This window comes from Meiothermus cerbereus (assembly GCF_051297115.1).
Lineage (GTDB): Bacteria > Deinococcota > Deinococci > Deinococcales > Thermaceae > Meiothermus > Meiothermus cerbereus_A.
The window spans coordinates 53,151-77,837 of record NZ_JBEVAL010000005.1; the positions used below are offsets into that span (position 1 = coordinate 53,151).

Annotated in this window: 14 protein-coding genes; all 14 read left to right on the forward strand. The window is 64.3% G+C overall.

Features of this window, described 5'->3' with window-relative positions; all coding sequences use genetic code 11:
* Nucleotides 1-9: 9 nt before the first annotated feature.
* On the forward strand, nt 10-483 hold the full coding sequence (locus ABWU19_RS02135; RefSeq protein WP_435900122.1) for a hypothetical protein: 474 nt from the start codon (nt 10-12) through the stop codon (nt 481-483).
* Nucleotides 484-595: 112 nt separating this feature from the next.
* A complete protein-coding gene (locus tag ABWU19_RS02140; RefSeq protein ID WP_435900123.1) occupies nt 596-1,270 on the forward strand; it encodes a response regulator transcription factor in 675 nt (224 codons plus the stop codon).
* 304 nt (nt 1,271-1,574) lie between these two features.
* A complete protein-coding gene (locus tag ABWU19_RS02145) occupies nt 1,575-2,072 on the forward strand; it encodes a hypothetical protein (RefSeq protein ID WP_435900124.1) in 498 nt (165 codons plus the stop codon).
* A gap of 16 nt (nt 2,073-2,088) precedes the next feature.
* Nucleotides 2,089-4,803: a beta strand repeat-containing protein gene (locus ABWU19_RS02150; RefSeq protein ID WP_435900125.1), complete on the forward strand. Its 2,715-nt coding sequence runs from the start codon at nt 2,089-2,091 to the stop codon at nt 4,801-4,803.
* 193 nt (nt 4,804-4,996) lie between these two features.
* Nucleotides 4,997-7,642, forward strand: a complete 2,646-nt coding sequence (locus ABWU19_RS02155; RefSeq protein ID WP_435900126.1) for a hypothetical protein — start codon at nt 4,997-4,999, stop codon at nt 7,640-7,642.
* A complete protein-coding gene (locus ABWU19_RS02160; protein ID WP_435900127.1) occupies nt 7,639-13,263 on the forward strand; it encodes a hypothetical protein in 5,625 nt (1,874 codons plus the stop codon). Before ABWU19_RS02155 ends, ABWU19_RS02160 begins: the two co-directional genes overlap by 4 nt.
* Before the next feature lie 566 nt (nt 13,264-13,829).
* Nucleotides 13,830-18,062 (forward strand): right-handed parallel beta-helix repeat-containing protein, encoded by a 4,233-nt coding sequence (locus ABWU19_RS02165; protein WP_435900128.1) that lies wholly within the window; start codon nt 13,830-13,832, stop codon nt 18,060-18,062.
* Nucleotides 18,063-18,115: 53 nt separating this feature from the next.
* Nucleotides 18,116-19,093 (forward strand): CAF17-like 4Fe-4S cluster assembly/insertion protein YgfZ, encoded by a 978-nt coding sequence (gene ygfZ, locus ABWU19_RS02170; RefSeq protein WP_435900129.1) that lies wholly within the window; start codon nt 18,116-18,118, stop codon nt 19,091-19,093.
* A gap of 81 nt (nt 19,094-19,174) precedes the next feature.
* The gene (locus ABWU19_RS02175) at nt 19,175-20,377 is read left to right on the forward strand and encodes a CinA family nicotinamide mononucleotide deamidase-related protein (protein ID WP_435900130.1); all 1,203 of its coding nucleotides are present in this window, start codon (nt 19,175-19,177) and stop codon (nt 20,375-20,377) included.
* On the forward strand, nt 20,374-20,886 hold the full coding sequence (gene thpR, locus ABWU19_RS02180) for an RNA 2',3'-cyclic phosphodiesterase (RefSeq protein ID WP_435900131.1): 513 nt from the start codon (nt 20,374-20,376) through the stop codon (nt 20,884-20,886). Before ABWU19_RS02175 ends, thpR begins: the two co-directional genes overlap by 4 nt.
* A 25-nt stretch (nt 20,887-20,911) precedes the next feature.
* Nucleotides 20,912-21,961: a recombinase RecA gene (gene recA, locus ABWU19_RS02185; protein WP_435900132.1), complete on the forward strand. Its 1,050-nt coding sequence runs from the start codon at nt 20,912-20,914 to the stop codon at nt 21,959-21,961.
* Nucleotides 21,962-22,303: 342 nt separating this feature from the next.
* Nucleotides 22,304-24,079: a ribonuclease Y gene (gene rny, locus ABWU19_RS02190; protein ID WP_435900133.1), complete on the forward strand. Its 1,776-nt coding sequence runs from the start codon at nt 22,304-22,306 to the stop codon at nt 24,077-24,079.
* A gap of 98 nt (nt 24,080-24,177) precedes the next feature.
* A complete protein-coding gene (locus ABWU19_RS02195) occupies nt 24,178-24,399 on the forward strand; it encodes a type II toxin-antitoxin system HicB family antitoxin (RefSeq protein WP_435900134.1) in 222 nt (73 codons plus the stop codon).
* Nucleotides 24,396-24,632 (forward strand): type II toxin-antitoxin system HicA family toxin, encoded by a 237-nt coding sequence (locus ABWU19_RS02200; protein WP_435900135.1) that lies wholly within the window; start codon nt 24,396-24,398, stop codon nt 24,630-24,632. Before ABWU19_RS02195 ends, ABWU19_RS02200 begins: the two co-directional genes overlap by 4 nt.
* The last annotated feature ends 55 nt before the right edge of the window (nt 24,633-24,687 follow it).

Below are 24,687 nucleotides of genomic sequence, written 5' to 3' on the forward strand. Positions count from 1 at the left end.
CGAGGAGCCATGCGTTCGATTGTGCTACTACTGGTCGGTCTTCTGTTTGGCTGTAGCAATGCGCCGCTAAGCGTGTCCCTGCACGACTTCGATGTGGATGTGGTGGCCTTCCAAAACAACAGTATTGTGTTTGTGAAGCAAGACTTCGCCAAGCCCCCCTTCGCGCTGAGGAAGGCCGACCTCGAGGGCAACCTGACCTACCAAACCGGGTTTGCCTTTAGCTTTTACGCCGCCGACAGCGAGCCTTGCAGCAACCAGAGCAACGGTGTTTATCTGTGTGGGGAGAACCCCAGCTTCGAACCAATCGGAAGCGCGGATTTCCAGTCGGGCCCCACCCAACCCCTGCGGTTCTCCGGAAGCAAGCTCACCAGCGGCATCAACAGCGGCAATCTGTGGATCGGAGTCAGGCTCGATAAGGGCTTGGTCACCACAGGCACCTTGCAATTCCGCAACCTGGTCGCCAGAGTCTCGCTTCTACCTTAGTCGCACCACCCAGCGGGTTATTGCAGCGTTGGTATCCTGGCGTGGGTTTGCCCAAACCATGCCGTACCCAACCGCTGGATGGGGCCTGGTTATACTTTGTTGGAACATTCTTATGGAACGTATCCTGGTTGTCGAAGACGATCCGCAGCTGGCCCACCTGGTAACGGCTGCGCTACAGCACGAAGGTTATACCATCTTACTGGCAATTAGCGGTCTGGATGCGGTAGAGATGGCACCCCAGGCCGACCTGATGGTGCTTGACCTGGGCTTGCCGGGGCTGGGTGGCCCCGAGGTCATCCGTGAGCTGCGCGAGGCCGATTGGAACCTGCCCATCCTGGTGCTGAGCGCTCAGGGCACCGAGGAAATTCGGGTGCGGGCCTTAGAGCTGGGAGCAGACGACTACCTTACCAAGCCCATGAGCGTACGGGAGATGGTCGCGCGGGTGCGGGCCCTCCTGCGGCGCAGCCGACCCACACAGGAAATCCGGATTGGCGACCTGCGCATTTTGCTCAAACAACGCCAGGCCTTCCGGGCCCAACAGCCCCTGGATCTGTCCCCTACCGAACTCGATTTATTGCTGACCCTGGCCCAGAACCCTGGCGAGGTCTGGAGCCGTGAACGTCTGCTTCAGCGGGTCTGGGGGGCCGAGCGCGGCAGTACAGTGGACGAGCGGGTGGTGGACAGCTATGTGGCCCTGCTGCGGCGCAAGCTGGGCGACGACCCCAAAACCCCGCGCTATATCGAAACTGTTTTTGGACAGGGCTATCGGTTTGTTCAACACACCTGAGCGCTCACCCGCCATACCCAACAGGCCATCCTACCCCCCCGGGGTATATGGAGGGGGCGTTACGCGCATGAACAAAGTCTGGTACGGTGTTTCTAAAGGTCGCGGTATGGTTTCTGGGAATAGCCAATGTTTATTTTGCACAGCCTCTGCAAAAGTTTAGGTTAAGCTCTCACCTTGAGAGACTTAGAACTCCCAGACCCAATACGGGCGCCAGGGGTCGGGAGGGAGTCAGTGGCGCGACCGGCTCTACGGGCCGGTCATTTTTTTGAGGAGAATGGGAATGCAAAGACACATGTGGCCAAAAATGCTGCTTCTGCTAGGAATCTTCCTGGCCGGGTGGGCTCTGGCCCAGACAAGCGGCGGCATCAAGCTGGACCTGAAGGCTTTTCGTGTCATTAGCGTACAGGAGCAGAATCGCACCGTCGAGCGGCTCGAGCCTGCGCTCGAGGCCAGGCCTGGGGAGGTGGTCGAGTACCAGCTCACCGCGCAGAACACCACAGACACGGTGCTTCGTCAGGTTGCGCTGATCATCCCAATACCTGCCAGCACGGCCTACCAGCCCTTGAGCGCTCAGCCCCTACAGCTGGGCGAAACCCTGGTAATTGCAGAGTTCAGCTTCGATGGGGGGCGCATCTACGGCAAACTCCCCTTGAAGCGCAAAATCAAGGTTATGGAAAACGGCAAGGAGGTCGAGAAGGAAGTAGAAGTAAAACCCGAAGAATTCACCCACGTCCGCTGGGTTCTGCCCCAGCTGGGTGCTAAGCAAACTGTCATACTCAAACTTCGTACCATCGTTCGATAATAGGAGGAAATAAATAATGAACAAACTCTTCGCCCTGTTGGTTGCAGCCCTGGTCCTGTTCGGAGCCGTGATGGCTCAGCAGACCCCCGCTGGCACCAACATCTCCAACCAGGCCTCGGCCAGCTACATTGACTCCGCCGGTCAGGCCCGCACCACCACCTCCAACCAGGTCGTCACCGTGGTGCAGCAGGTTTATAGCTTCAGCATCACGCCCGACGGCACCCAGGCCACCCCAGGCCAGACCCGCAGCGCCCTCGCTGGCGCCCCCGTCTATTTCACCTACACGGTCAGCAATACCGGTAACGGCTCTGATACCATCAACCTGACCACCGTCCAGGGCCCTGCGGGCAGCCCCCCCAATGGGGACAACTTCGACCTGAGCAGCACGGCTATTTACCTCGATGCCAACTGCAACGGCACCCTCGACCCCGGCGAAACTACCCCCATCACCAGCGTCACCCTGACCCGCCAGGGCACCCCTGGGGCCAGCGCCTGCGTGATTGTGGCCGGAACCATCCCGGCCTCGGCCACCAACGGGCAGTTTGGTAACCTCAACCTGAGCGGCACCTCGGCAGGCAGCCCCAGCGTAATCGACACCAACAACTGGGCCCGGGCCATCGCCACCACCGCCGCCGCCCTCACCGCCACCAAGTCGGCCAGCCCCGCCGGTAGCGTGAACCCTGGCAGCGCCATCACCTACACCATCAGCGGCTCGAATGTGGGCGGCAGCGCGGCCAGTGGCGTGAGCGTGAGTGGGCTTACGGGCAGCGGGATTTTGATCCGTGACACCATCCCCAGCGGCCTGGTAGTGAGCACCATGCCCACCGGCAGCGCGGGTGCGGGCACTGTGCAGATGGTCTACAGTACCGACGGCACCACCTGGGCCCCCCTGGCCTCCGGTAACCTTCCCCTGACCGGCAACGGCACCATTGCGGTGGGTATGTTCATCAACGGCACCGGGGCTTTCTTCCCCCAGACGGCCTCCTATACCTTTAGCTTCCAGGCCACCGTACCGGCTGCCTCACCTGCCGGCACCACCTACCCCAACAGCGCAACTGTGCTGTTCAACGACGGCACCGCAAACCAGAGCATCACTTCCAATACCACCACCAACACCACCGCCAGCCGCTACAGCGTGGCCATTGGCGGCACCGGCGCCAGCGCAGTGGATGGGCCCGATACCCAGACCCTGGCCTCGGCTTACTCAGGCAGCACCGTAAGCTTCAACTCCACCCTGCAAAACACCGGCAACGCTGCGGATAGCTTCACCCTGAGCCTGGGCCCCAGCACCATCGGTACCTGCAGCGTCTACCAGTCCGACGGTGTGACCCCGCTCTCTGGCCTGGTGGGCCCGCTGGCTGCTGGTGCTACCTATACCGTGGTGGTGCGCTGCGCTATCCCGGCCAGCCAGACCACCGGCGGCAGCGTAACCCTGACCGCCACCTCGGTGAACAACCCCAGCGGTAGCGTAGCCACCTTGCTGGACGGGGTAGACGCCACCACCCTGGCCGTAACCACGGTGGTCTTGGGCTATGGCGTAGATGCCGCCCACAACACCAACAACGCATCCGGCGGCGAGGGCTCCGACTCTGCCAACGATGCCCGCCCCGGATACAACCCCGCGGTAAACCCCGGCGGTACGGCCCTCTTCCCCTTCGAGGTGAGCAATACCGGCCACAACCCCGATACCTACACCTTCTCGGCCTCGCTGCCCGCTGGCTGGACGGCGGTCTTCTACCCCGACAGCAACTGCGATGGCCTCATGGACACCCCCACCCCAGCCCCGGTGAGCGGCACGGGGCTCTTGAACAGCGGCAGCACCAGCTGCTACATCGCGGTAGTGCAGGTACCTGCCGGTGCTGCACCTGTGGACGCCACACCCGTCACGGACGATAACGTGCAGTTCACCGTAACCAGCACCACCCTGGGCAGTGTGAGCGATACCATCCGGGGTGCGGTGGACGTCAACCTGGTGGCCCAGATTAGCCTCGAGCCGCCCCGCACCGGCACCATCACCACGCCCGGTACCCTGACCTACACCCACACCCTGGTCAACAACTCCAACCAGAGCGGGCTGTGCAGCATTGCCGGGGATGGCGGCAGCTTCGGTTGGACGTACCAGTACTCGCTGGACGGCAGCACCTGGAGCGCCAGCCTGAGTGGGGTCTCGGTAGCGGCCAACGGCGGTAGCCAGACCCTCTACGTGCGGGTGCTGGCCCCCGCCGGACAGCCCATCGGGCGCAGCGATGTCAACACCGTCACGGCCACCTGCACCGTGGGCAGCGCTACCGCTACCGACACCGCCTCGGAGACCACCACCGTGGTGGGCGGCGACCTGCGCCTGACCAAAACCGGCGTAAGCTACGTGGGCAGCAGCACCACCGTGCGGCATGCCGACGCCGCCACTGCCCTCCCCGGCGATGTGATCGAGTACACGGTGGTAGCCAGCAACATCGGGACGGGCAACCTTACGCAGGTGGTGATCACCGACCCGCTGCCTTCGAACACCAACTTTGTGAGCGTCAGCGCCACCATCAGCGGCTTTACCGGCGGCACCGCGCTGTACTCCACCGACGGCACCACCTGGAGCACCACCGCCCCCATCGCCTTGAGCGCAGGCAGCTCGATTTACGTGGCGGTGGACACCAATGGCGACAACGACATCACCAGCGCCGATTTGATGCCACCCGGAGCTACCATCACCATCACCTTCCGCGTACAGGTTCAGTAAGTTTTTATCCCACCCCCCGTTTGGGGGGTGGGAAAATGAACCAGAAAACCGCGTGCGAGAGCTTATGATTGAACCTGTACAGGACGAGCATAGGCTCTCGCACAAATTTTTCACAACGTTGCTACAACATCAGATGAAGCGTATGCCAGCCTCGCCATTTCAATCCAAATTAGCCACACAACTGTACGTTGGAATGCGAATCGGGTGGGGACTGGTATTGGCGCTGCTATTAAACCTGGCTTTCGCCACTCCAGCCGGCACAGTCATTCGCAACCAGGCCCTGGCATTTGTAAACGGGGAGACCTATCTGTCTAATGTGGTTGAAACGGTGGTGCAGGCGGTGTGTGTGCCCGCCCTAACCCCCAACGGCAGCGTTGGAAGCCCCGCTCAATACGCGGTCGTACCGGCGGGTGGGTCTGTTTACTTTAACTACCTGCTGCACAACAGCGGCAACCAGAGCTTTACCTTCACCCTGGGCTGGGTGCAAAACAGCGCACCCTGGGCACCGAGCGCGGTGCGGTTTTATCACGACGTAAACGCCAACGGCAGGCTAGACCCTGGAGAAGCCGAGCTGAGCAGCGTAACGCTGGCAGCCGATCAGGAAATTCGATTGATTTTGGCGCTACAAACCCCGCTCTCGGCTTCTGGCGACCTGTATATCAGCCCGGTGGCCACCTGCCCCGACGGAAGACGCGACGACGATAACTTTAGCCGGGTCAGCATCGGCAGCGGAGCCGCCCTAAACGTGGTGAAGTCGGCGAACACCTCCCTGGTCCGCGAAGGCCAGGAAGTGGGCTTTAGCATCCGGGTGTGGAACCTGGGCAACGTGCGGGCCGAAGGGCCCATTTATGTAACCGACTTACTGGACACCGCCGAACTGCGCGACCTGAGTTATGTGGCAGGCTCGAGCAGCGCTACCAAAGGCCACCTCGAGTACAGCGACGGCAGCACCTGGAGCAACAGCCAGGCCCAGGTGCGGGGCATCCGGCTGGTGCTGGATGGCCTCGAGTCCGGCGAGGAAGCCTTGTTCAGCTTCCGGATGCGGGTAGGTACAGGCACGACGCCGGGCCCCCGGCGCAACCTGGTGACGGTCTCGTCGGCCAGCAACAACGCACAAGCGACCGTCGATATCCGGATTGCAGCCCAGTATGCCCACGCCCTGGGGCCGCTGAACAACCCCCAGGCGGTGGGCCCAGACGACCAGCAGAGCGCTCAGGTACTGGCCGGACAGATATACTGCTTCAGCCACACCCTGCGCAACACGGGCAACGCCCCCGATGCCTACACTTTGGAGGCAACAGGGCTGCCTAGCGGGGTCAGCCTGAACTTCCGTTCACCGGGTGGCAGCAGCCTCTCCCTCCCCGTCAGCCTTCCCCCGGGCGCAGACTTTAACTTTCAGGCCTGCCTATCCGGGATAGCTGCAAACACCCCTCCCTTCACCGTCACCCTGCTGGCCCGCTCGGAAGCTACCGGCAGCACCGACCCCACCCTCGACCAGGTGACGCAGATTCTGGATCCTTCTCTGATTACCCTGCGCAAAAGCAGCCAGGTAGGCCCCGAAGTAGCCCCTGGCGAGCGGGTGGTGTACACCCTGGAAATTGAGAACCCCCTGCCCGTCTCATTTAGCAACATCGTGGTAGAGGATATGCTGGACGCCAACCTCGAGTTCGTCGCGGCCTCGGATGGGGGCAGCTATACCCCCTCGAGCCGCACGGTGCGCTGGAACCTGACCCTGGCTGCGGGCAGCACCCGCACCCTGACCCTGGAGGCCCGCGTAGCTGCCAGCGCTATCAACACAGCCATCATCACAAACCGCTTTAGCCTGCGCAGCAGCGACTTCAGCAACCCGCTGCTCTCCAACACCGTAACCCTGCGCGTACAGGCCACCATGCTGCTGCTGGAAAAGCAGGTGCAGCCCGCACGGGCCAACGTGGGCGATGTGTTGACCTACACCCTAACGGTGGTAAATGTGGGCCAGGTGGCCCTCACGGTGCGGCTCGAGGACACCCCCGGGGCCGGCCTGGTCTATGTGCCGGGCGGCGCCAGCCCCAGCGAGCCGCTTTTGCAAGGGAACCAACTTATCTGGGAAAACGTGACCCTTGCTCCCGGTAGTCGCACAGTGTTTAGCTACAAGATGCGCATTGGGGCCGGGGCAGGCTCCCAGCTTCGCAACACCGCCCAGGCCATCGGTAGCGATGGCAGCGGCACTGTGGTAGCCAGCGCGGTGGCCTCGGCGATGGTGCAACTCCAGCAAGGGGTCTTCACCCCACCCCATAGCCTTTTGGGGCGGGTCTTCCTGGACACCGACCGCGATGGCCGCTACACCGCCGGCTTGGATCTGCCGCTGCCGGGTGTGCGGGTGGTGCTGAGCAACGGCCTGCAGGCCCTGACCGATGCCGAAGGCCGCTACAGCTTCCGCAACCTGGCCGGGGGGCTGTTCGAGGTGATGCTGGATCCGGCCTCGGCCCCCTTCCAGCCTCTTCCCCACCCCGAAGCCCTGGGGGATGGCTACCGCCACCGGGTGCGGGTGGAGGGCCTGACCCTGAGCGACTTTCCGCTCGAGCGCCCCAGTGGCCTGGCCCGGGCCGTGCGTGAGACCACCCTGGAGTTCGGCCCCCTGCGGATAGAGAAAAAACTGCTGCCACTGCCCAACGGGATACGGGTGGTGCTGACGCTCAGCTCGAGCGAGGCCCTGCCCGAGCTCACCCTAACCGACCCCCTCCCCGGCGGGGGCGAACGGGTTTTCCGGTTTGAACGCTTCCAGGGCCGCGAGACCCTCACCTACGACCTGCCAGGCGGGCATCTGACCGACCCGCAGGTGCGCTGGAGGTACCCATGATGCGCCCGCTCTGGTTCTGGATGTGCCTGCTGGCCGGCCTTGCGCTGGGACAGGCCCGCACAGATCTGAAAGGTATTGTGCCAGGAGACTTGCTCGGCTGGGAAATCCAGGAGTTGCAAGTCAGCATAGTCGTACACAAACCCACCATCCTGAACCTGCAAATCTACTCCCCTGGCTTCGACCCCAACGATTATCGCAGCTCCCTCAAGGGAAAGGAAGAGCTGGGCGACGAGCGCTACGACAAGGGCAAGGGCGAGATCGTCGCGGAGTTCGTGCTGATGCGGGATAGCCGGGTACTGGCTGAACAGCGCTTTGGGGTAGAGCCCCACCGCTGGGTGCTTTTCTACCGTGGCGAAGTAGAACCCGGCGTTTATCTGATCAAGAGCCGCCTGCTGGGGCTGGGGAAAAACGCTTTCCGCTACCGCATTCAGACCAGCGTACCCCAGGCTGCCGAACTGCTGATAGACCCCACCTTGCAGCTTTATGACGTGCGCTCGGCCTCGTATAGCAACATCCGCGGCAAGGAATGGCAGGAGCCCTTTTTGCTCAATGTGAGCCCCGAGGTGCTGCCCTTGCGGGTGGGCTTCTATGACGAAGACGGCGCCAAAGAAATGGAGGGCCGGGTACGCTTCCCGGACGGAAAGAGCGAACCCCGTGCGGTCTCCGGCGACCGCGACTGGGCCTACTACGACGTTCGCCAGCCAGGGCAGATTGCCTTTGGCTTCCGCCAGCCCAAAACCGCCCGCCAGTACTCCAACACCATCGGCTTTCGCGTGGACGCCTGTATGGAGGTCGAGCGGGAAGCCTTCCGGGTGGTGGCCCCCCGGCCCGTTAGCGCAAGCGCGGTGGATGTAGAGGGTCGGCCCCTGGAGCTTTCCATCCCCCTCGAGGGCAATAAAGTCCGCGTTGTGCGGCCACCCACCCTGCCGGAGGGCTACCGCCTGGTGCGGCTGGAGGTAGAGGGGGGCGAGTACCTGGATGAAACCTCGGCTCGTTTTGGCTGCGGCGGGGGTAGCGCCCGGTACATTCTGGAGCGGCTGGTGCCCCCACCCGTCACCGTCTTGCCCGCACAACTGGAACTGGAGGCCGTGCTGGTGCTGCCGGATGGCGAGCGGCCCTTTGATCTGCCTGTCCGGGTAGGCGAGCAGACCGTCGCGCTAAGCCAGGGGCGGGCTCGAGTAAGCCTGAACGCAGGCACCTATAGCCTCGCGCCGGTGCTTGGCGGGGCCCGCGTGGAAGGGCCGGGGTCGGTGGTGCTAAAAGAAGGCGAGACCCGCCAGGTGCGCTATAGGGTTTATCCCGAGGTAAAGCTCACCCTGGAGGCCCGCCCCACCACCCTGCGGGTAGGGGAGGAAACCACCCTGCTGGCCCGGGCCAGCACCAGCTTTACCCGCCTGCTGCCCGCCGAGCTCGAGCTGGAGCTACCCCCCTGTTTGGAAGCCCTGGATAACCCCCGCCTGGTCGCCCCCATTGCCCAGGGCCGCGATGCGGTGTTGCAGGTGCGGGCCAAAGCCCTGTGCAAGGCCGAGCCTGTGGTAACCGCCAACCTGAACCCCTGGGCACAGCAAGCCAGCGCCCAACTGAAGATCGTCCAGCCCGCCACCTTCACCCTGCACAAAGAGGCCCTGGCTCCAAGCGTTGCAGTGGGCAGTGAGGTGGTCTGGCGTCTGCGGGTGCAAAACACCGGCGATGAACCAGGCCGGGTGCGCCTCCAGGACAACCTGGCCCCCGGACTGCAAGGGCAGGCGCTGGATCAGGTCGTTGAGCTGGCGGCGGGCGCAGCGCAAACCTTTGAAGTGCGGGCCCGCATAACCGCCGAGGCCCCCGAGGTGCTGGTCAACACCGCCCGTCTCTTGAGCGAGGGCGGCCAGACCCTGCGCGAAGCCCCGGCCCAAGTAGCGGTGCTGCGCCCGGTGGCCGAGCTCTCGCGCTCGCTGGACAAGCGCATGGTGGTGCCGGGGGAGGAGGTGGAGGTACGGCTGGTGGTGCGCAACAGCGGCCAGGCCCCCCTGAGCTACACCCTGCAGGACACCTACCCCGAGTGGCTCGAGGTGGCCCAGGCCCCACAGTTCAGCGGCACGCTGCCCCCTGGCGAAAGCCTCACCCACACCTACCGGGCCAAGGTGCGTTTTGGCGCCCCAGCCGAGGGGGCTTTCCTGGCTCAGGTGCGCTCCAACGGGGGCAATCCCAGCGCGCCCGATACCCTAAAGCGCACCCTGCTGCGCCTGGAGAAAACCGTTGCGCCTGCACGGGTGGACGATCCCCTGTCGGGACAGACGGCTAAAGCCGCTGTTCACCAGGTGGTGGTGGGCAGCACGGCGGTGTTTGTGATCCAGGTGGGCAACCCCACCGATCACCCGGTGGAGATCGAGTTGCAGGAGGCCCCTGGTGAAGGGCTGGGGATGCAAGCGGATAAGCGACGCCTTACCCTGCAGGCCGGGGAGGTGCGCGAGATTCAGCTCGAGGCCGAGGCCCTGCGGGCGGGGGCGCTCGAGAACCAGGTCACTGCCTTTGTGAACGGCACCCCTGCCGCCTTCCCCAGCAAAGCCACCCTGCTGGCCCTGCCCGTGCTCGAGCCCTACCGGCTTTCCACCATCACCCTGGACTTTGTCGTTGAAAACCTCGCCCAGTACGACCGCCTGTTGCTCACCCACCTACCCCCCGAAGGTGCGACCTACGAGCCCGGTTCAGCCCGGCTCGATGGCCGCCCCCTCCCCGACCCGCGCATTGACGACCAGGGCCGCCTCTTCTTCGAGCTGCCAGGCGCGCGGGTGGCGCTGGAGGAGCGGCACCCCCCCGTGCGGCTTGTGGCGGATCGCCCAGGCCACAAGGGTATCTCTGGTCAGCTCACCTACCAGCTTCGCCACAAAGAGGCCCTGGGGCCCATCGAAGAGCCCACCCTGACCTTGCGCGTTGCCGACCGGGAGGTGTACCTGCAAGGCCAGCAAAGCTTTGCCGACCTGGAAAAAGCCAGGCCCCTCGAGGTCAAAGCCCGCGACGGCTTTATCCAAGAACCCCTCCCCGGCGCCCTCTTCCGGGTAGATAAGGCCCGGGTGGTGCTGCAAACCCCCCTGGGCCTCGAGGTTCGCCTCACCCTAAACGGCCAGGGGGTAGACTCCAAAAACCTGGGCCAGGCCACCTACGACAGCGGTAAGGGCCTCCAGCGCCTGGAGTACTACGGGCTGCCGCTGCAAGCAGGCCGCAACCTGATCGAGGTGCAGACCGCGGCGGGCACTGACCGGGTGGAGGTCTTTTTGGTGGGTAGCCCCCTCCGCATCGAGGTGCGCCCGCTGCGCCTGCTGGCCGATGGCCGCACCCCGCTGGAGCTGGAAGTGCGGGTGCTGGATAAGCTGGGCCTGCCCACCGGCTTTGGGGCCCTTACGGTGGAGAGCTCGAGCGAGCCCCTTGAGCCCGACGCCTTCCCGCTGCTCTCGGGCTACCAGCTGCTCTTGCGGGACGGGGTGGCCCTCTTGCGGCTGGCCCCCACCGCGACCCCTACCCCCTTGCGCCTGCGGCTGGCCTTTGGCGAGCTAGAGGGCCAGGCCGAGTTCTTCGTGCTGGGCCGCCAGACCCAGCTGTGGCAGTTCCAGGGCAGCGTGGGCGTGCAGTTTGGCGAAAGTGTCCAGGTGTTTGGCCTGGGACGCGGCTACCTGGAAAGCCCCCTTGCTGGCGGAACCCTGCGGGCGGCGCTGGACGGCGCGCTCCGCTTCAAGCAGGGCGAGTCTCAAATAGGAAGCGGCCTGCGTGAGCTACCCGACCCCACCGGGCGCTTCCCCCTGACGGGCTCGGGCCGGGAGGCCGCATTGCCCCTCCGCTCGGACGACCCGCTGGCCCTGCGCTACGACCAGGAAGTCTTCAGCATCGGCTACTTTGCCGGAGAACTGAGCGCCTTTGGCGTGAGCGGGCTGCCCCAGGGTACGGCTTTGCGCCTGGAAACCCGCGGCGACGGGGCGAGCCTCCCCCTGGCCCTGCAAGGCTTTGCGGGCTGGCTGCCCGTCGGCAGCAAAACCGAAGTTGTCGTGCCCGACGGCACCCGCTTCTATAAGCTGGCCGGGCCTGCCGAACCCGGCAGCGAGCAGGTGTGGCTCCAGGTCGGGGCCAGCCAAACCCGCCTCGAGCGCCTCAAAGACTACGTACTGGATGCCGCCAGCGGCACCCTGACCCTCTCCCAGCCGCTCTGGCCCAGCGCCCCCGACTTCCAGCCGGTGCGCCTGGTGGTCACCTACGCCCCCCTGGGCGGAGCCCGCGAGCTGGGTTATGGGGCAGGGGCCCGCTTTAAGCTCGGCCAGTTCAGCCTCGGTGCGGGGGCAGCCTACCTGCCGGGCAGTGGCTGGCGCTATGGGGCCGAGGCCCTCTACCAGCAGCCCGGCTTTGGCCTGCGGCTAACCTATAGCCGAAGCAGCGCGGAGCGGCTGGGCCTCGAGCTTAGCGGCAAAAACGGCCCGCTCGAGTCCAGTGCCAACCTGAGCTACCAGGGCAGGCTCCAGGGCCAGGGCCAGGTGGCCTACAGCCTGAGCGAAGCCGACCGCATCTCGCTGGAACATCAGACCGGCGAGGCCAACCGTACCGGCCTGCTCTACACCCGCCGTCTCTCCCCCGCCTTCTCGGTAGGGGGCGGGCTGGGCTACACCTGGGAGACCACCTCGCTGGCGGCCCTGGGGCGCCTGGGCCTCGCCAGCGGCGCCCTCAACAGCGAACTCACCCACGCCCAGCCCTTCAGCCTGACCCAGATGGCCTCCACCCGTCTGCGGGCCACCTTGGCCTTCGACGCCAACCTCTCTGCCGAGGCCGACCTGGTCCAGACCTGGGGCCTGGGCTTCTCGGGCAGCCTGGGCCTGAAGCAAAAGCTGGGTGGGGCCAACCTGGCGCTCTCCTATCAGCTTCCCGGCGCTTCGGGCGAGGGCAACCGGGCCCGCTTTGGCCTCGAGGCCCCCCTGCCCCTCGACGAGCGCTGGAGCCTGAACGCCAACGCCGGCGTTGAGCAGAGCTTCGCCACCGGCAGCAGCCAGGCCGCCTTTGGGCTGGCCCTGCGCTACCAAACCGAAGCCTTTAGCGCCACCCTGGGGGCCGAGACCGCCCTGGGCAGCCAGCCCAAGCTGGTGCTGCGGGCCGGGGCTACCGGGCAGCTCGACGAACAGCAAACCCTCTCGCTGGACGCCAACTACCAGGTGCTCCCCACCCTCGAGGGCCGCTTTACCCTGGCCTACGCCCTGCGCGGGCGCGAGGTATCGCTCCTGACCTACCACCGTCTGCAGAGCGGGCCTGAAGCCACCCTCGAGGGCGCCCTGGCCACCAGCTACCACCCGGGCCTCGCCTTCCAGCTCCGCCCCAGCCTGGCCTACCGCCTCAAGCTAAGCGACCCCGCCGGCCACACCTACCAGCTTGGCCTGGGCGGCAACTACTACTTCACCGAGTGGCTGGGCCTGGGGGCCGCCGCCTACCACCAGCTCCAGCCCGGCACCAGCAGCAGCGCCACTGCCTTCTCGCTGGAAGCCAGCCTGCGGGTGGTGGAGGGGTTGTGGTTCAACCTGGGCTACACCTTCGGCGGCTTCACGGGCCTCACCCCCGACACTGCCCCCGGCCTCTACCTGCGCCTGGACATCTTCGGAGGTAGCCGATGAACCTGAAAGATTTGAGCCTTGCGCTGGTTTTTCTTCTGCTTTCTTCTTTCGGGCTCGCTTTGTCGCCTGGCCAGGTCAACGTGACCATGACCACGGATCCCTTTCTCGTTTCCGATAGCAACAACTGTGCTGTAGGGGTGGGTCCGAGGGCCGCCTATGTGGGGTTTAGGATCACCAACACCAGCGGTACCACCTTGCAGAATATGCAGGCCACCTTGGGGGGCTTCGCAACAGGGTTTGGGCTAAACGGCGGCCAGGCGGCCACCCAGGGCATCGGCGGCTTGGCCCCGGGAGAGAGCAGAACGCTTTACTGGCACATCTACTATCCTTGCCACACAGCCTCGGTTAAGGACAGCCAGTTGAGCTTAATCCTAAGCGACTCCAATCCGGGAACGGTGACCATCAGCAATTCAGGGACTACGGTTACTTCTACTTCCAGTATCAGCGCTAGCGCAGGGGGTCAGGTTTCAAACACCATCCTTGGGCCAGGCGCTGTCCTTGGCCAAGTCATCACCTACGATGTCACCTACTCCTTCGGGAACATACAAGCCAATGATCGCTTCAACATGCAGCCTGCTGGCAACACCTCCTACAATGCGGGGTGCTTCCAGCTCGTGAACGCTCGGGTAACAGCCTCTCAGGTCAACGCCATCCCCGTTGGAACCAGCAATCAGCTCTTTTTCACGGCCACTTCGTCCCAAGGGGGTAGTGGGAACACGGTAACCGTAAGGTACTACATCAAGTATCAATGCGCCAACACCAGCACCACGGCCTCAGCCTATGCGGCCCAAAGCAGTGGTAACCAGATCAAATACAGCGGCAACTTCGGTGCCGCAGCCACGCAAATAACTTTCCCCGGGGCCACCAACTCGCTTTCCATCGCTAAAACAGCCTCGGCCTCAACGGTTCTGCCTGGAAGTGAAGTCGTTTACACCGTAACGATTACCAACTCCTCTAGCCAGTACGATGCCTACATAGAGCGCATTCTGGATAACCTACCCTCCGGGGTCACCTTCGTGGGTATTGAACCGGGTAGCGATGTCACCGCTGGCAACTCCAGCCAGGTGCCCCAGCCTGGAGCTACAGGGACCCTTGCCTTTATCGGGCAGCCCTTTGTTTTGGACTCTAGCGGCAACGTGAGCGGCTCTTACCTTGTTCCCAGGGGAGGGTCCATCCGGCTGATCTACAGGGTCACCATGCCCAGCGTAGAGGGAACCTACAGCAATAGCGTCACGGCGCATCTGGGCTCCACCTCCATAGGGCCCGCCAGCGCAACCGTGTACGTCGCTGTCCCCGAGATCAGCGGCAAGGTGTACGAGGACATCCCCGGCACCGCCCAGCCTTCCGGCTTCGTGCCCCACCCCGGGGCCACGGTGCGCCTCTACCAGGACAGCAACAACAACGGCCAGATAGACGCTTCTGACACCTTCGTGGCTGTAACCACCACTGCCTTGGATGGGGGCTACACCTTTAGCCTCTCCGCGTACGGCACCTACCTGGTGGCCGTGGACTCCCGTTCCGTGAGCCCCAGCGCTGGTTTCAACAGCGGTTATGGCCAGGGGGATGTCTGGGTGGAGCAGACCTATGGGGACGACCCCACCACCCCCGCCCTGGATCTGGGTCCCCGTTACGGTGGGCGAGCCCCTGGGGCCTCGGACGGCTTCAACGCCACCGACACCGCCCCTTCCGCCAACACCGGGGCCAAGCACCTGGCCCGGGTGGCGGTGTCCGGCGGTGAGGTTACCGGAGTGGATTTCGCCTTCAGCTTCAACGTGGTCACCAACCTGCGGGGCGGGGGCACCGAGGACGATGACACCAGCGCCAACCGCACGGTTCAGGGCTCGCTCCGCCAGTTCCTGCAGAACGCCAACGCCATCGCCGGGGCCAACGCCATGCGCTTCGTGCCCGCAAGCCCCTACACCCCCAACACCTCGGGTTCCGGGGGGAGCTGGTGGACCCTAAGCGTCACAAACCCCCTTCCCTTTGTCCAAGACGCCTCCACTACCCTTGACGGCACCACCTACGATGCACTGAACCCCCTTTCTGTGCGGGACACGAGCCCAGGCTCCTTGGGCACCGGGGGCACGGTGGGGGTGGATGCCCTTCCCCTACCCCAAACTCCAAGGCCCGAGCTGGCCCTGAACTTTTCCAATCAGACCAACGCCTCAGGCACAGCGGGCATCCGGGTGGAGGCCCAAAACACCACCATCCGCCGCCTGAGTCTCTACGGCCAGCGGGGCTTTAGCACGGGGGGACAGGCAGCCATCTTCATCACCAGCACGGGCCAGGCCACCTTGGAGGAGCTCGTGGTGGGCGCCCTCCCCGACGGCAGCGACCCCGCCAGCGTGGGAGCCCAGCAGAACCGCCGCTACGGGGTGCGCCTGGAGGGGCAGGCCACCGTTCGCCGGAGCTACTTCGCCTACAACGGGTACGCCATTTTGCTGAATGGTCCCTCAGCCCAGGGAAGCCTCATTGAGGGGAACGAGTTCGCCTATAACGGGCCGAACTCCACTTCTACCGAAGGGGCACCGGACGGGGATAGCGTGGCCTTCTGGAACAGCGGCTCCGCCTGGAGCACCCAGACGGTCTTCCGGGGGAACCTGGTGCGGGACGTGCGGGAGGTGAGCGGGGGCACGGCGGGCACCGACCCAGGGAAGGGGCTTGAGCTCTGGTACTCCGGTACCCGGAACGTCCTCATAGAGAACAACACCATCTTGCGGGCCCGGACAGCCGGAATCGGGATCCACGCTGGGGCCCGGGACAACACCATTCGCAAGAACCTCATCCAGGACACCCTGGGTTACGCGGGCCAGGGCGGGGCGGGGGTGCACCTTTCCAACACCGGGGGCACCCCCCTGAGAAACCGCATCACCCAGAACCACTTTGGGGGCAACAGGGGCGTGGCCATAGACCTGGACGCGGGCACCTGGACCTTGGGCGACGGGGTCACCCCCAACGACGGCAACTGCAACAACACCTCCCAACCCAACCTGGGTCTGGACTTCCCGGTGATCACCCTGGCCCAGGTGGTGGGGGGAGGCCTCCAGGTTCAGGGCACTGCCTGCCCAGGCGTCACCGTGGAGGTCTACAAGGCGCTGGCGGGGAGCGGGGACACCTTGGGAGGACTTGGCTACGGGGAAGGGGTTCTTTACCTGGGTTCGGGCACTGCCAACGCCAGCGGAGCCTTCAGCTTCACGGTTTCCCTCGCGGGCCTGGCCTCGGGGGACTATGTGAGCGCCATTGCCATTGACGCCAACGGCAACACCTCCGAGTTCAGCGCCAACGTTCAGGTAGTCTTCGGCTACGCAATCTCTGGCCTGGTCTACCACGACCGGGAGCCCAACGGGATGAGGAACGCAGAGGACTGGTCGGACGGGGCCATGGTCTACGTGAAGCTGGTGCAGGGAACCACCGTGCTGGCTGTGCAGATGGTAAGCGCGGGCAGTGGGGCCTACAGCTTCAGCGGGGTGGCCCCCGGCACCTACACCCTGGTTTTGGACGATGGCATTCACCCCGCCGACACCACCCCCACACCGCCCTCGGGTTGGCTCTTTATCAACCCCGCAGGCGGCAGCCGGACAGTAACGGTCTCCAGCACAAATGTTTTGGGGCAGGACTTCGGCCTCTTCCACGGGTTCCGGGTGGAAGGCCGGGTCTTCTACGACGATGGGGAGAGCGGAGGGAATGCGAACAACGCCCTGCAGGATGGCAGCGAGCGTGGGGTGGGCAGCGTGACCATCACCGCCACCAGCGATTATCCCGTCCGCACCGCCACCACCGACGGCAGCGGTTTTTACCAGCTTTACATCCCCGCCAGCTGGGACAGCGTGGTCCTTTCCCACCCGGTACGTCCCGCCACCGGGCACAACAACGGCAGCCTCGCCAGCCAGGTTGCCTCCTGGGCCGATGCCACCAGCCCCGCCTCCTCTGGCGCGGTGATCAGTCTGGGTTCCGCCGGTACCCTGGCCGGTGCCACCTATGTGCGCAACTTTGGGGTGGTACGCCCCTCCCTGCTCTCCCCCGACCAGGCCGGGCAGGCCACCAGTCCAGGGGTGATTACCTATGCCCACCAGTACAAACCCGGCACCCTGGGCAACGCCACCCTCTCGCTCGCACCCACCCAGTTCAGCTACCAGCTGCGCCGCGACGTGAACTGCGATGACGATTTTGACGACCCAGGCGAGGGTTTCCAGGGCCTACCCCTCTCCTTTAGCGTAAATGCCTCCTGGCCCCGCGAGTCAGACGGCAGCCTGCGGGGATGCGCCCTCGAGGTGCGGGTGATTGTACCTGCCGGCTTGAGCGCAGGCCAGGTGGACCTGGCCCCCTTCTCCCTGAACCTGGCCTGGGCCAGCAACCCCGCGGTGGTGGAGGTGCGCAGCCTCACCGACACCACCACGGTCATCCGCGGGGGTGAGCTGCGGCTTACAAAGCAAGCGCGCAACCACACCCAGAACACCTCCTTCGCCAGCAGCGCCCAGGGCCGTCCTGGCGAGGTGCTGGAGTACCGCATCGCCTACCAGAACATTGGCAGCCAGCCCATCTTCAATGTGATCCTCTTCGACCCGGTACCCTTCTTCACCACCCTGGTGCAGAACGCCTACGGCACCAGCGGCGAGGTGGAGCTGGTCTGCCCGGACGGCACGGTGGTACGGCCCGACCTGGGCACGACCAGCAACATCAGCCTGAACCTGGCTTCGCTCTGTACCCTGAGCACCGCGCCCCTCCCTGGGGGTGGCAGTGCACCCGCGCTGCTGCCAGGGCAGGGGGGCTTCTTTGTGTACCGGGTGCAGGTGAACTAGCAAATGAATCCCTGCTCCAGAAGCCTGAGCAGGTTTGGCCTTAAACTGGTGTTGTGCTGCTGCAAGACTTACACGAGTCGTTGAACGTTACCTGGCGCACCCAGGGCGGGTTTAGAGTCCCGTGGAACTACGGGGAGTTAGAAGCAGAGCTCGAGGCCCTGCAATATGGCGCAGCCCTGCTGGACTTCTGCGAGTATGGTCTTCTGCAACTCAAAGGCCCCGACCGCACCAGCTTTCTGCACAACCAGTGCACCTCCGACATCCGCTCGATGCTGCGGGATGGCTGGCTCGAGACCCTCTTCCTCAACGCCAAGGGCCAGATTGAACACCTGGGTCTGGTGCTGCATCTGGGCGAATCCTTCTGGATTAGCTCACCCAGCGCCAAAGCCCTTGCCAACCGATTTGGCAAATACATCGTGTTCGATCAGGTAGAGATTGAAGAGCTCCCCTGGTCGCTGCTGCGCCTGCAGGGCCCAGATGCCGAAGCCATAGCCCAAAAGCTTGCTCCCCTCCCCCCGCGTTGGGGCCTGCGCAAAGACCCACATCTGGTACTGGCCCGCGACGAGTTTGGCCTGTGGCTTTTAGTGCCCACCCACGAGGCTTCCCTGCTGGCCCAGCGGCTGCTGGAGGCTGGAGCCACCCCGGTGGGTCGCGAGGCCTGGCACATCTGGCGGGTCGAACGCGGGATGGCCGATCTGCCGGAAGCCCTGGGCGAGCTGCCGCAGGAGGTGGGCCTGACTGGCCGGGTCAGCTATAAGAAAGGCTGCTACCTCGGGCAGGAGATTATGGCCCGGCTCGAGGCCCGTGGCAACACCCGCTACCAGCTGATGGGCTTGCTGGGCCAGAAAGAAATTCCCAGCGGGGCCGAGGTCTTTCGCGAGGGTCGACCTGTCGGTCGGGTCTGTACCTCCGTCGAGTCGCCTACCCATGGGGCCATTGCCCTGGCGTTGCTGCGCAAAGAGCTGGCTCCGGGGGATCAGGTGCAGATCGAGGGCTGGTCGGCCACTGTTTCGGGCCTGCCCATACGGTAGGGCCTTCGCAGCGCTCGAGCCTTCCGGATGGAAAAGCGCTTTGACGTTTTTCAAAAACTGTTGTAATGTATAGGAGTTATTATGTTTATAGCAGAAATAATCGGGGTAGGCGACGAGTTGCTATACGGCGAAACCGTAGACACCAACACCTCGGAGATTGCCGTCAGCCTCCAGCCCTACGCTGTGGAGATACGCCGCACCCTGCGGGTGGCCGATAACCTGGAAACCCTGGCCCAGGAAGTGCGTCAGGCCTGGCAAAGCGCCCGGCTGGTGGTCATCTCTGGCGGGCTGGGCCCTACCCCCGACGACATCACCCGCGAGGCTATCGCCGTCGCCCTGGACGAGGAGCTCGAGCTCGACCAGGAGGTGCTGGAATGGCTGGAAAAGTTGTTTGAAGCCAGGGGCTGGAAGATGCCCGAGGCAAACCGCAAACAGGCCATGAAGATTCCCTCGGCCCGCTGGATTGCCAACCCCAGGGGCACTGCACCCGGCTGGTGGGTGCACCAGGAGGACAAAGACCTGATCTGCCTGCCAGGCCCGCCGGGGGAGTGGCGTCCGATGTGGGCCGAGGTTTTGCCCCGGCTCGGGCTACCGCAAAAACCCTACCGGCAGGTTGTCTTCAAAACCTTTGGCCTGGGCGAGTCGCGCATTGTGGAGCTGCTGGGCGACTTGTTCAGGCGCAATGGGCAGGCCCAGGTGGGCACCTATGCCAAGATGGACGGGGTGGCGGTGGTGGTGCGGGGTGAGCCAGGCCAGGTAGAAGCGCTCGCAGCGCAGATTCGGCCCCTGTTGGGTGAGGCGGTATGGGGCCAGGACGGCGATACCCTGCCTGCGCTGGCCCTAAAGCTGCTGGAGCGCCAAAAAGCCACCCTGGCGACCCTCGAGTCCATGACCGGGGGGGTGTTGGGAGCGCTTTTGACCGGGGTCTCGGGGGCTTCCCAAAGCTACCTGGGCGGGCTGGTGTCCTACAGCCCAGCGTCCAAGTCGCAGCTCCCCATTCCCCCAGAGGTCGCGGCCCAGCACGGCGTGGTTTCGCCGGCCTTTGCCGAGGCCATGGCCGCTGCCGCCCGCGATATGCTCGGTGCGAACTACGCCCTCTCGACCACCGGCGTGGCCGGGCCCCAGGAGCTCGAGGGCCAGCCAGCGGGTACGCTTTATGTGGGCCTGGCCGGCCCGGAAGGCGTGAAGTCCAGGCACTTCCGCTTGCCGGGAGCGGGCCGCGAGATGTTGCGCCAGCGCGCAGCCCATGCTGCTTTGGCCTTTCTGGTAGGTGAGCTCAGGTGAGGCTCTTTTACGCCATCTTCCCCCCAGGCGAGGTACAAGCAGCCCTCAGCCAGGCCCAGGAAAAGCTGCGGGGCTACAAGGGCTGGAAGCCCATACCACCCCACCAGCTCCACATCACCCTGCTTTTTTTGGGCGAGCAACCCTCCGAGCGCCTGCCAGAGTTCCGCCGCATCGGGCGCCAAGCCGCAGCCAGCATCAAGGCCTTCGAGGTAGAACTGGGTGGCACCGGCTACTTCCCCCCCAGCGGCTCCCCCCGGGTCTGGTTTGTCAAGGCCAGTGGCGAAGGCCTCGAGCCCCTCGCCAAAGAATTGCAGCAAGCCCTGCCCGACCTCGAGGCCGCACCGTTTAAGCCCCACCTGACCCTGGCTCGCAAAAAAGGCCCTGCCCCCCGCGTGGGGCCCCTGCTGATGAATATTCGGTTCCGTGCCAAAGCAGTATGCTTGGTAGAGTCAAAGCTGGAACGCTCGGGTTCGCAATACCACGTTTTAGAACAGTTTCCGTTAGGTTGAACGGTATCTAGCAGTAGGAGCATGTATGGATAAAGAGAAGCAAAAAGCGTTGGAAGGGGCCCTGAAGTCCATCGAGAAGCAGTTCGGCAAAGGGGCCGTGATGCGCCTGGGCGAGGCCCCGCGGCAGCAGGTGGATGTAATTTCCACCGGTAGCCTGGGCCTGGACATGGCCCTGGGCATCGGGGGAATTCCCAAAGGACGGATTATCGAAATCTACGGGCCCGAATCGGGCGGCAAGACCACCCTGGCCCTCTCCATCATCGCCCAGGCCCAGCAAGCAGGAGGGGTGGCGGCCTTTGTGGACGCCGAACACGCCCTCGACCCCATCTACGCTAAAAGCCTGGGGGTCAACATCGACGACCTCCTGGTCTCCCAGCCCGACACCGGCGAGCAAGCCCTGGAAATAGTGGAACTTCTGACCCGCTCGGGCGCCATCGACGTGATCGTGATTGACTCGGTGGCGGCGCTGGTGCCCCAGGCCGAGATCGAGGGGCAGATGGGCGATGCTTTTGTGGGCATCCAGGCCCGCTTGATGAGCCAGGCCCTGCGCAAGCTCACGGCGGCGCTTTCCAAGAGCAACACGGCGGCCATCTTCATTAACCAGATCCGCGAGAAGGTGGGGGTTATGTACGGCAACCCCGAGACCACCCCCGGCGGGCGGGCCCTCAAGTTTTATGCCTCGGTGCGGCTGGATGTGCGTAAGCAGGGCCAGCCCATCAAGGTGGGCAACGATGCGGTGGGCAACCGGGTGCGGGTCAAGGTCACCAAGAACAAGCTGGCCCCGCCCTTCCGCGAGCACGAGATCGAGCTGTACTTTGGCAAGGGCATTGACCCCCTGGCCGACCTGATTACCGTAGCGATTGCCACCGAGGTGGTGGACAAATCGGGCTCCTGGCTTTCCTATGGCGACACCCGGTTGGGCCAGGGCAAGGAGAAAGCCGCCGAGTTCCTTAAGGGTGAGCCGCGGCTGGTTCAGGAAATACGCGAGAAAGTTTTGGCCCAAGCTGGTAAGCTATCGGTATTGGCAGCCCCCGCAGAGGACGAGGCGTCTTCTGAGGTAGTTGCCGAGGCATAAACTGCTTGCTAGGTGGGGTTCTCCCAGTATGAAGGGCCAGGAAGCCATTGTTCTGAGAATCTGCCCGGTGGCATCTCACCGGGTCAAGGGGCAGCTTGGTGTAGAGCTTGGTAATGGTCTACCTCTGGTTTGGCGTGGGGCTTGGGCAAATCTGGTCACGGTTCTTATCTCTGCTCCGCCGGGTGTGCGGGGCAGGTTATGCAAAACAACCCAGCCTATACCGGCTGTGAGCAGGAACCGTTCAGCGCAGGGGTGTGCCTAAGAAAGTCAACAAACGTATTTAGCCAATCGCCAATCAGACCTGAAACTGTGAGAACCTCCTTGCAACCTTTGGAGGTACTGATGGTTTTTAATCCCCTGGACTTGATTCTCGCACTAATCGTGATTGTGCTGGCGGTGGTGGTGGTGGTGCTGCTGCAGCGCATCAACCGCCAGACCGACGTTAGTAAAAGTGAGCTCGAGGCCGCCCGCCACGAAGCCCAGCAAACCCTGGAAGCTGCCCGCCGCCAGGCCCAGACCGCCCTCGAGCAGGCCCAGACCCAGGCCCAGGCCCTGCTCGAGACCGCGCGTGCCGAGGCCCAGAGCCTGCGGCAAAGCACCCAGACCGAGGTGCAAAACCTGCGGCAAAGCGCCCTGGCCGAGCTTGAGCGCTTCCGCCAGCAGGGCGAAGAACGCCTGCGCCAGCAGCTCCGGGAAGAACGCGAGCGCCTGCAAGCCAGCCTGCAGGCCGAGCGTGAGGCCCTGACTAGCGAGCGCGCCTCCATCCAGGCCGAGCGCGAACGCCTGCAGGCCGATCTACAGGCCAGCCGGGCCGAACGCGAGGAGCTCAAACGCGAGACCGAGCGGCTGGCACGGCGGGGCGAACAGCTCGATGCCCGCGCCGCCAAGCTCGACGAGCAGGAAGAAAAGCTGGATATGCTGGAGAAGGCCCTCGAGGCCCGCCAGGCCGAGCTGGCCCAGCGCGAACGGCAGATTGACCTCAAGCTCCAGGAGGTAGCCGGGATGAGCCGGGAGGAGGCCCAGGGCCTGCTCTTGTCACGGCTGGACGCCGAGCTGGAAGAGGAAAAGGCCTTGCGGGTTAAGGCCAACCTGGAGCGCATCCGGCTCGAGGTCAAGCGCGAGGCCCAGAAGCTCCTGGCCCAGGCCGCCCAGCGCCAGGCCTCCGAAACGGCCGCATCCCTGGCTGTCTCGGTGGTGCCCATCCCTTCCGATGCCATGAAGGGCCGCATCATCGGGCGCGAAGGCCGCAACATCCGCACCTTCGAGGCCCTCACCGGGGTGGATCTGATCATCGACGACACCCCCGAAGCAGTGCTCTTGTCCAGCTTCAACCCCATGCGCCGCGAGATTGCCAAAATGGCCCTGGAACAGCTAGTGCAGGACGGGCGCATCCACCCCAGCCGCATCGAGGAGGTGGTGGAGAAGGCCAAAAACGAGATGAAAACCTTCATCTACGAGCGTGGCGAGGAAGCCGCCCTCGAGGCCGGGGTGGTGGGCCTCAAGCCAGGGCTGGTTCAGCTTCTGGGCCGGCTGCACTTCCGCTCCTCGTATGGCCAGAACGTGCTCAAGCACTCGGTGCAGGTGGCCCACCTCACCGGCATCATGGCCGCCGAGCTGGGCCTGGACGCTGCTTTGGGCCGCCGGGCCGGGCTGCTGCACGACCTGGGCAAGTCGGTAGACCGCGAGATCGAGGGCACCCACGTGGAAATTGGCATCACCCTGGCCTCCCGCTTTGGCGAGCCCAAAGAGGTCATTGACGCCATCGCCCACCACCACGACCCCGAAAACGGCGAGACCCTCTACTCGGTGCTGGCCGCCGCCGCCGACGCCATCAGCGCGGCCCGGCCCGGCGCGCGGCGCGAGAGCCTGGAAGAGTACATCCAGCGCCTGGAGCAGCTCGAGCGCATCGCCCTTTCCTTCCCCGGTGTGGACAACGCCTTCGCGGTGCAGGCCGGGCGCGAGGTGCGGGTCATCGTCAAGCCCGACCGCATCTCCGACGCCAAAGCCACCCTGCTGGCCCGCGAGATTGCCGGGCGCATCGAGCGTGACATGAACTACCCCGGCCAGGTGCAGGTCACGGTGGTGCGGGAGAGCCGGGCGGTGGAGTACGCGAAGTAAGAGCCACTGCTTGGTTATTCCACCAGACCAATGTCGCACCGTGGATTTTGAGCATTTCCCGGTCAACTCGAGCTCAAAGCGCTAAAATAAGCCCAGCTATGCGAACCGTCAAGGTTGTGGTCGAGAAGCACGAAGAGGGTTTTGTGGCCTACCCGCTGGGGCTGCGCGGTGTGGTTGTGGGGCAAGGAGATACTTTCGAAGAGGCGCTGGCTGACGTAAAGTCTGCCATTAAGTTCCACCTTGAAACCTTCGGCCCCGAAGCGCTGGACGAGAGCGACAGCGCCCAGGAAGCCTTCATCGCCGAGGCCCAGGTGGCATGAGGTTTCCCAACGACGCGCCCAAAGAGCGGGTTCTGCGGGCGCTCGAGCGGCTGGGGTTCAGCGTCGTGCGGGAGGGGAACCACATCTCCATGATTCGTGAAAACCCCGACGGCACCCGCACCCCTTTGACCCTACCCAATCACCGCATCATTAAGGCCCCAACCCTGCGTATCATATGCACCCAGTCAGGCATCTCGAGGAGTGATTTTCTAGAAGCATACCAAGAATCCTAAGTACACGACAAAAGTTGAAAAACATGGACAGGGACACTGAGGGAACGATTTCTAA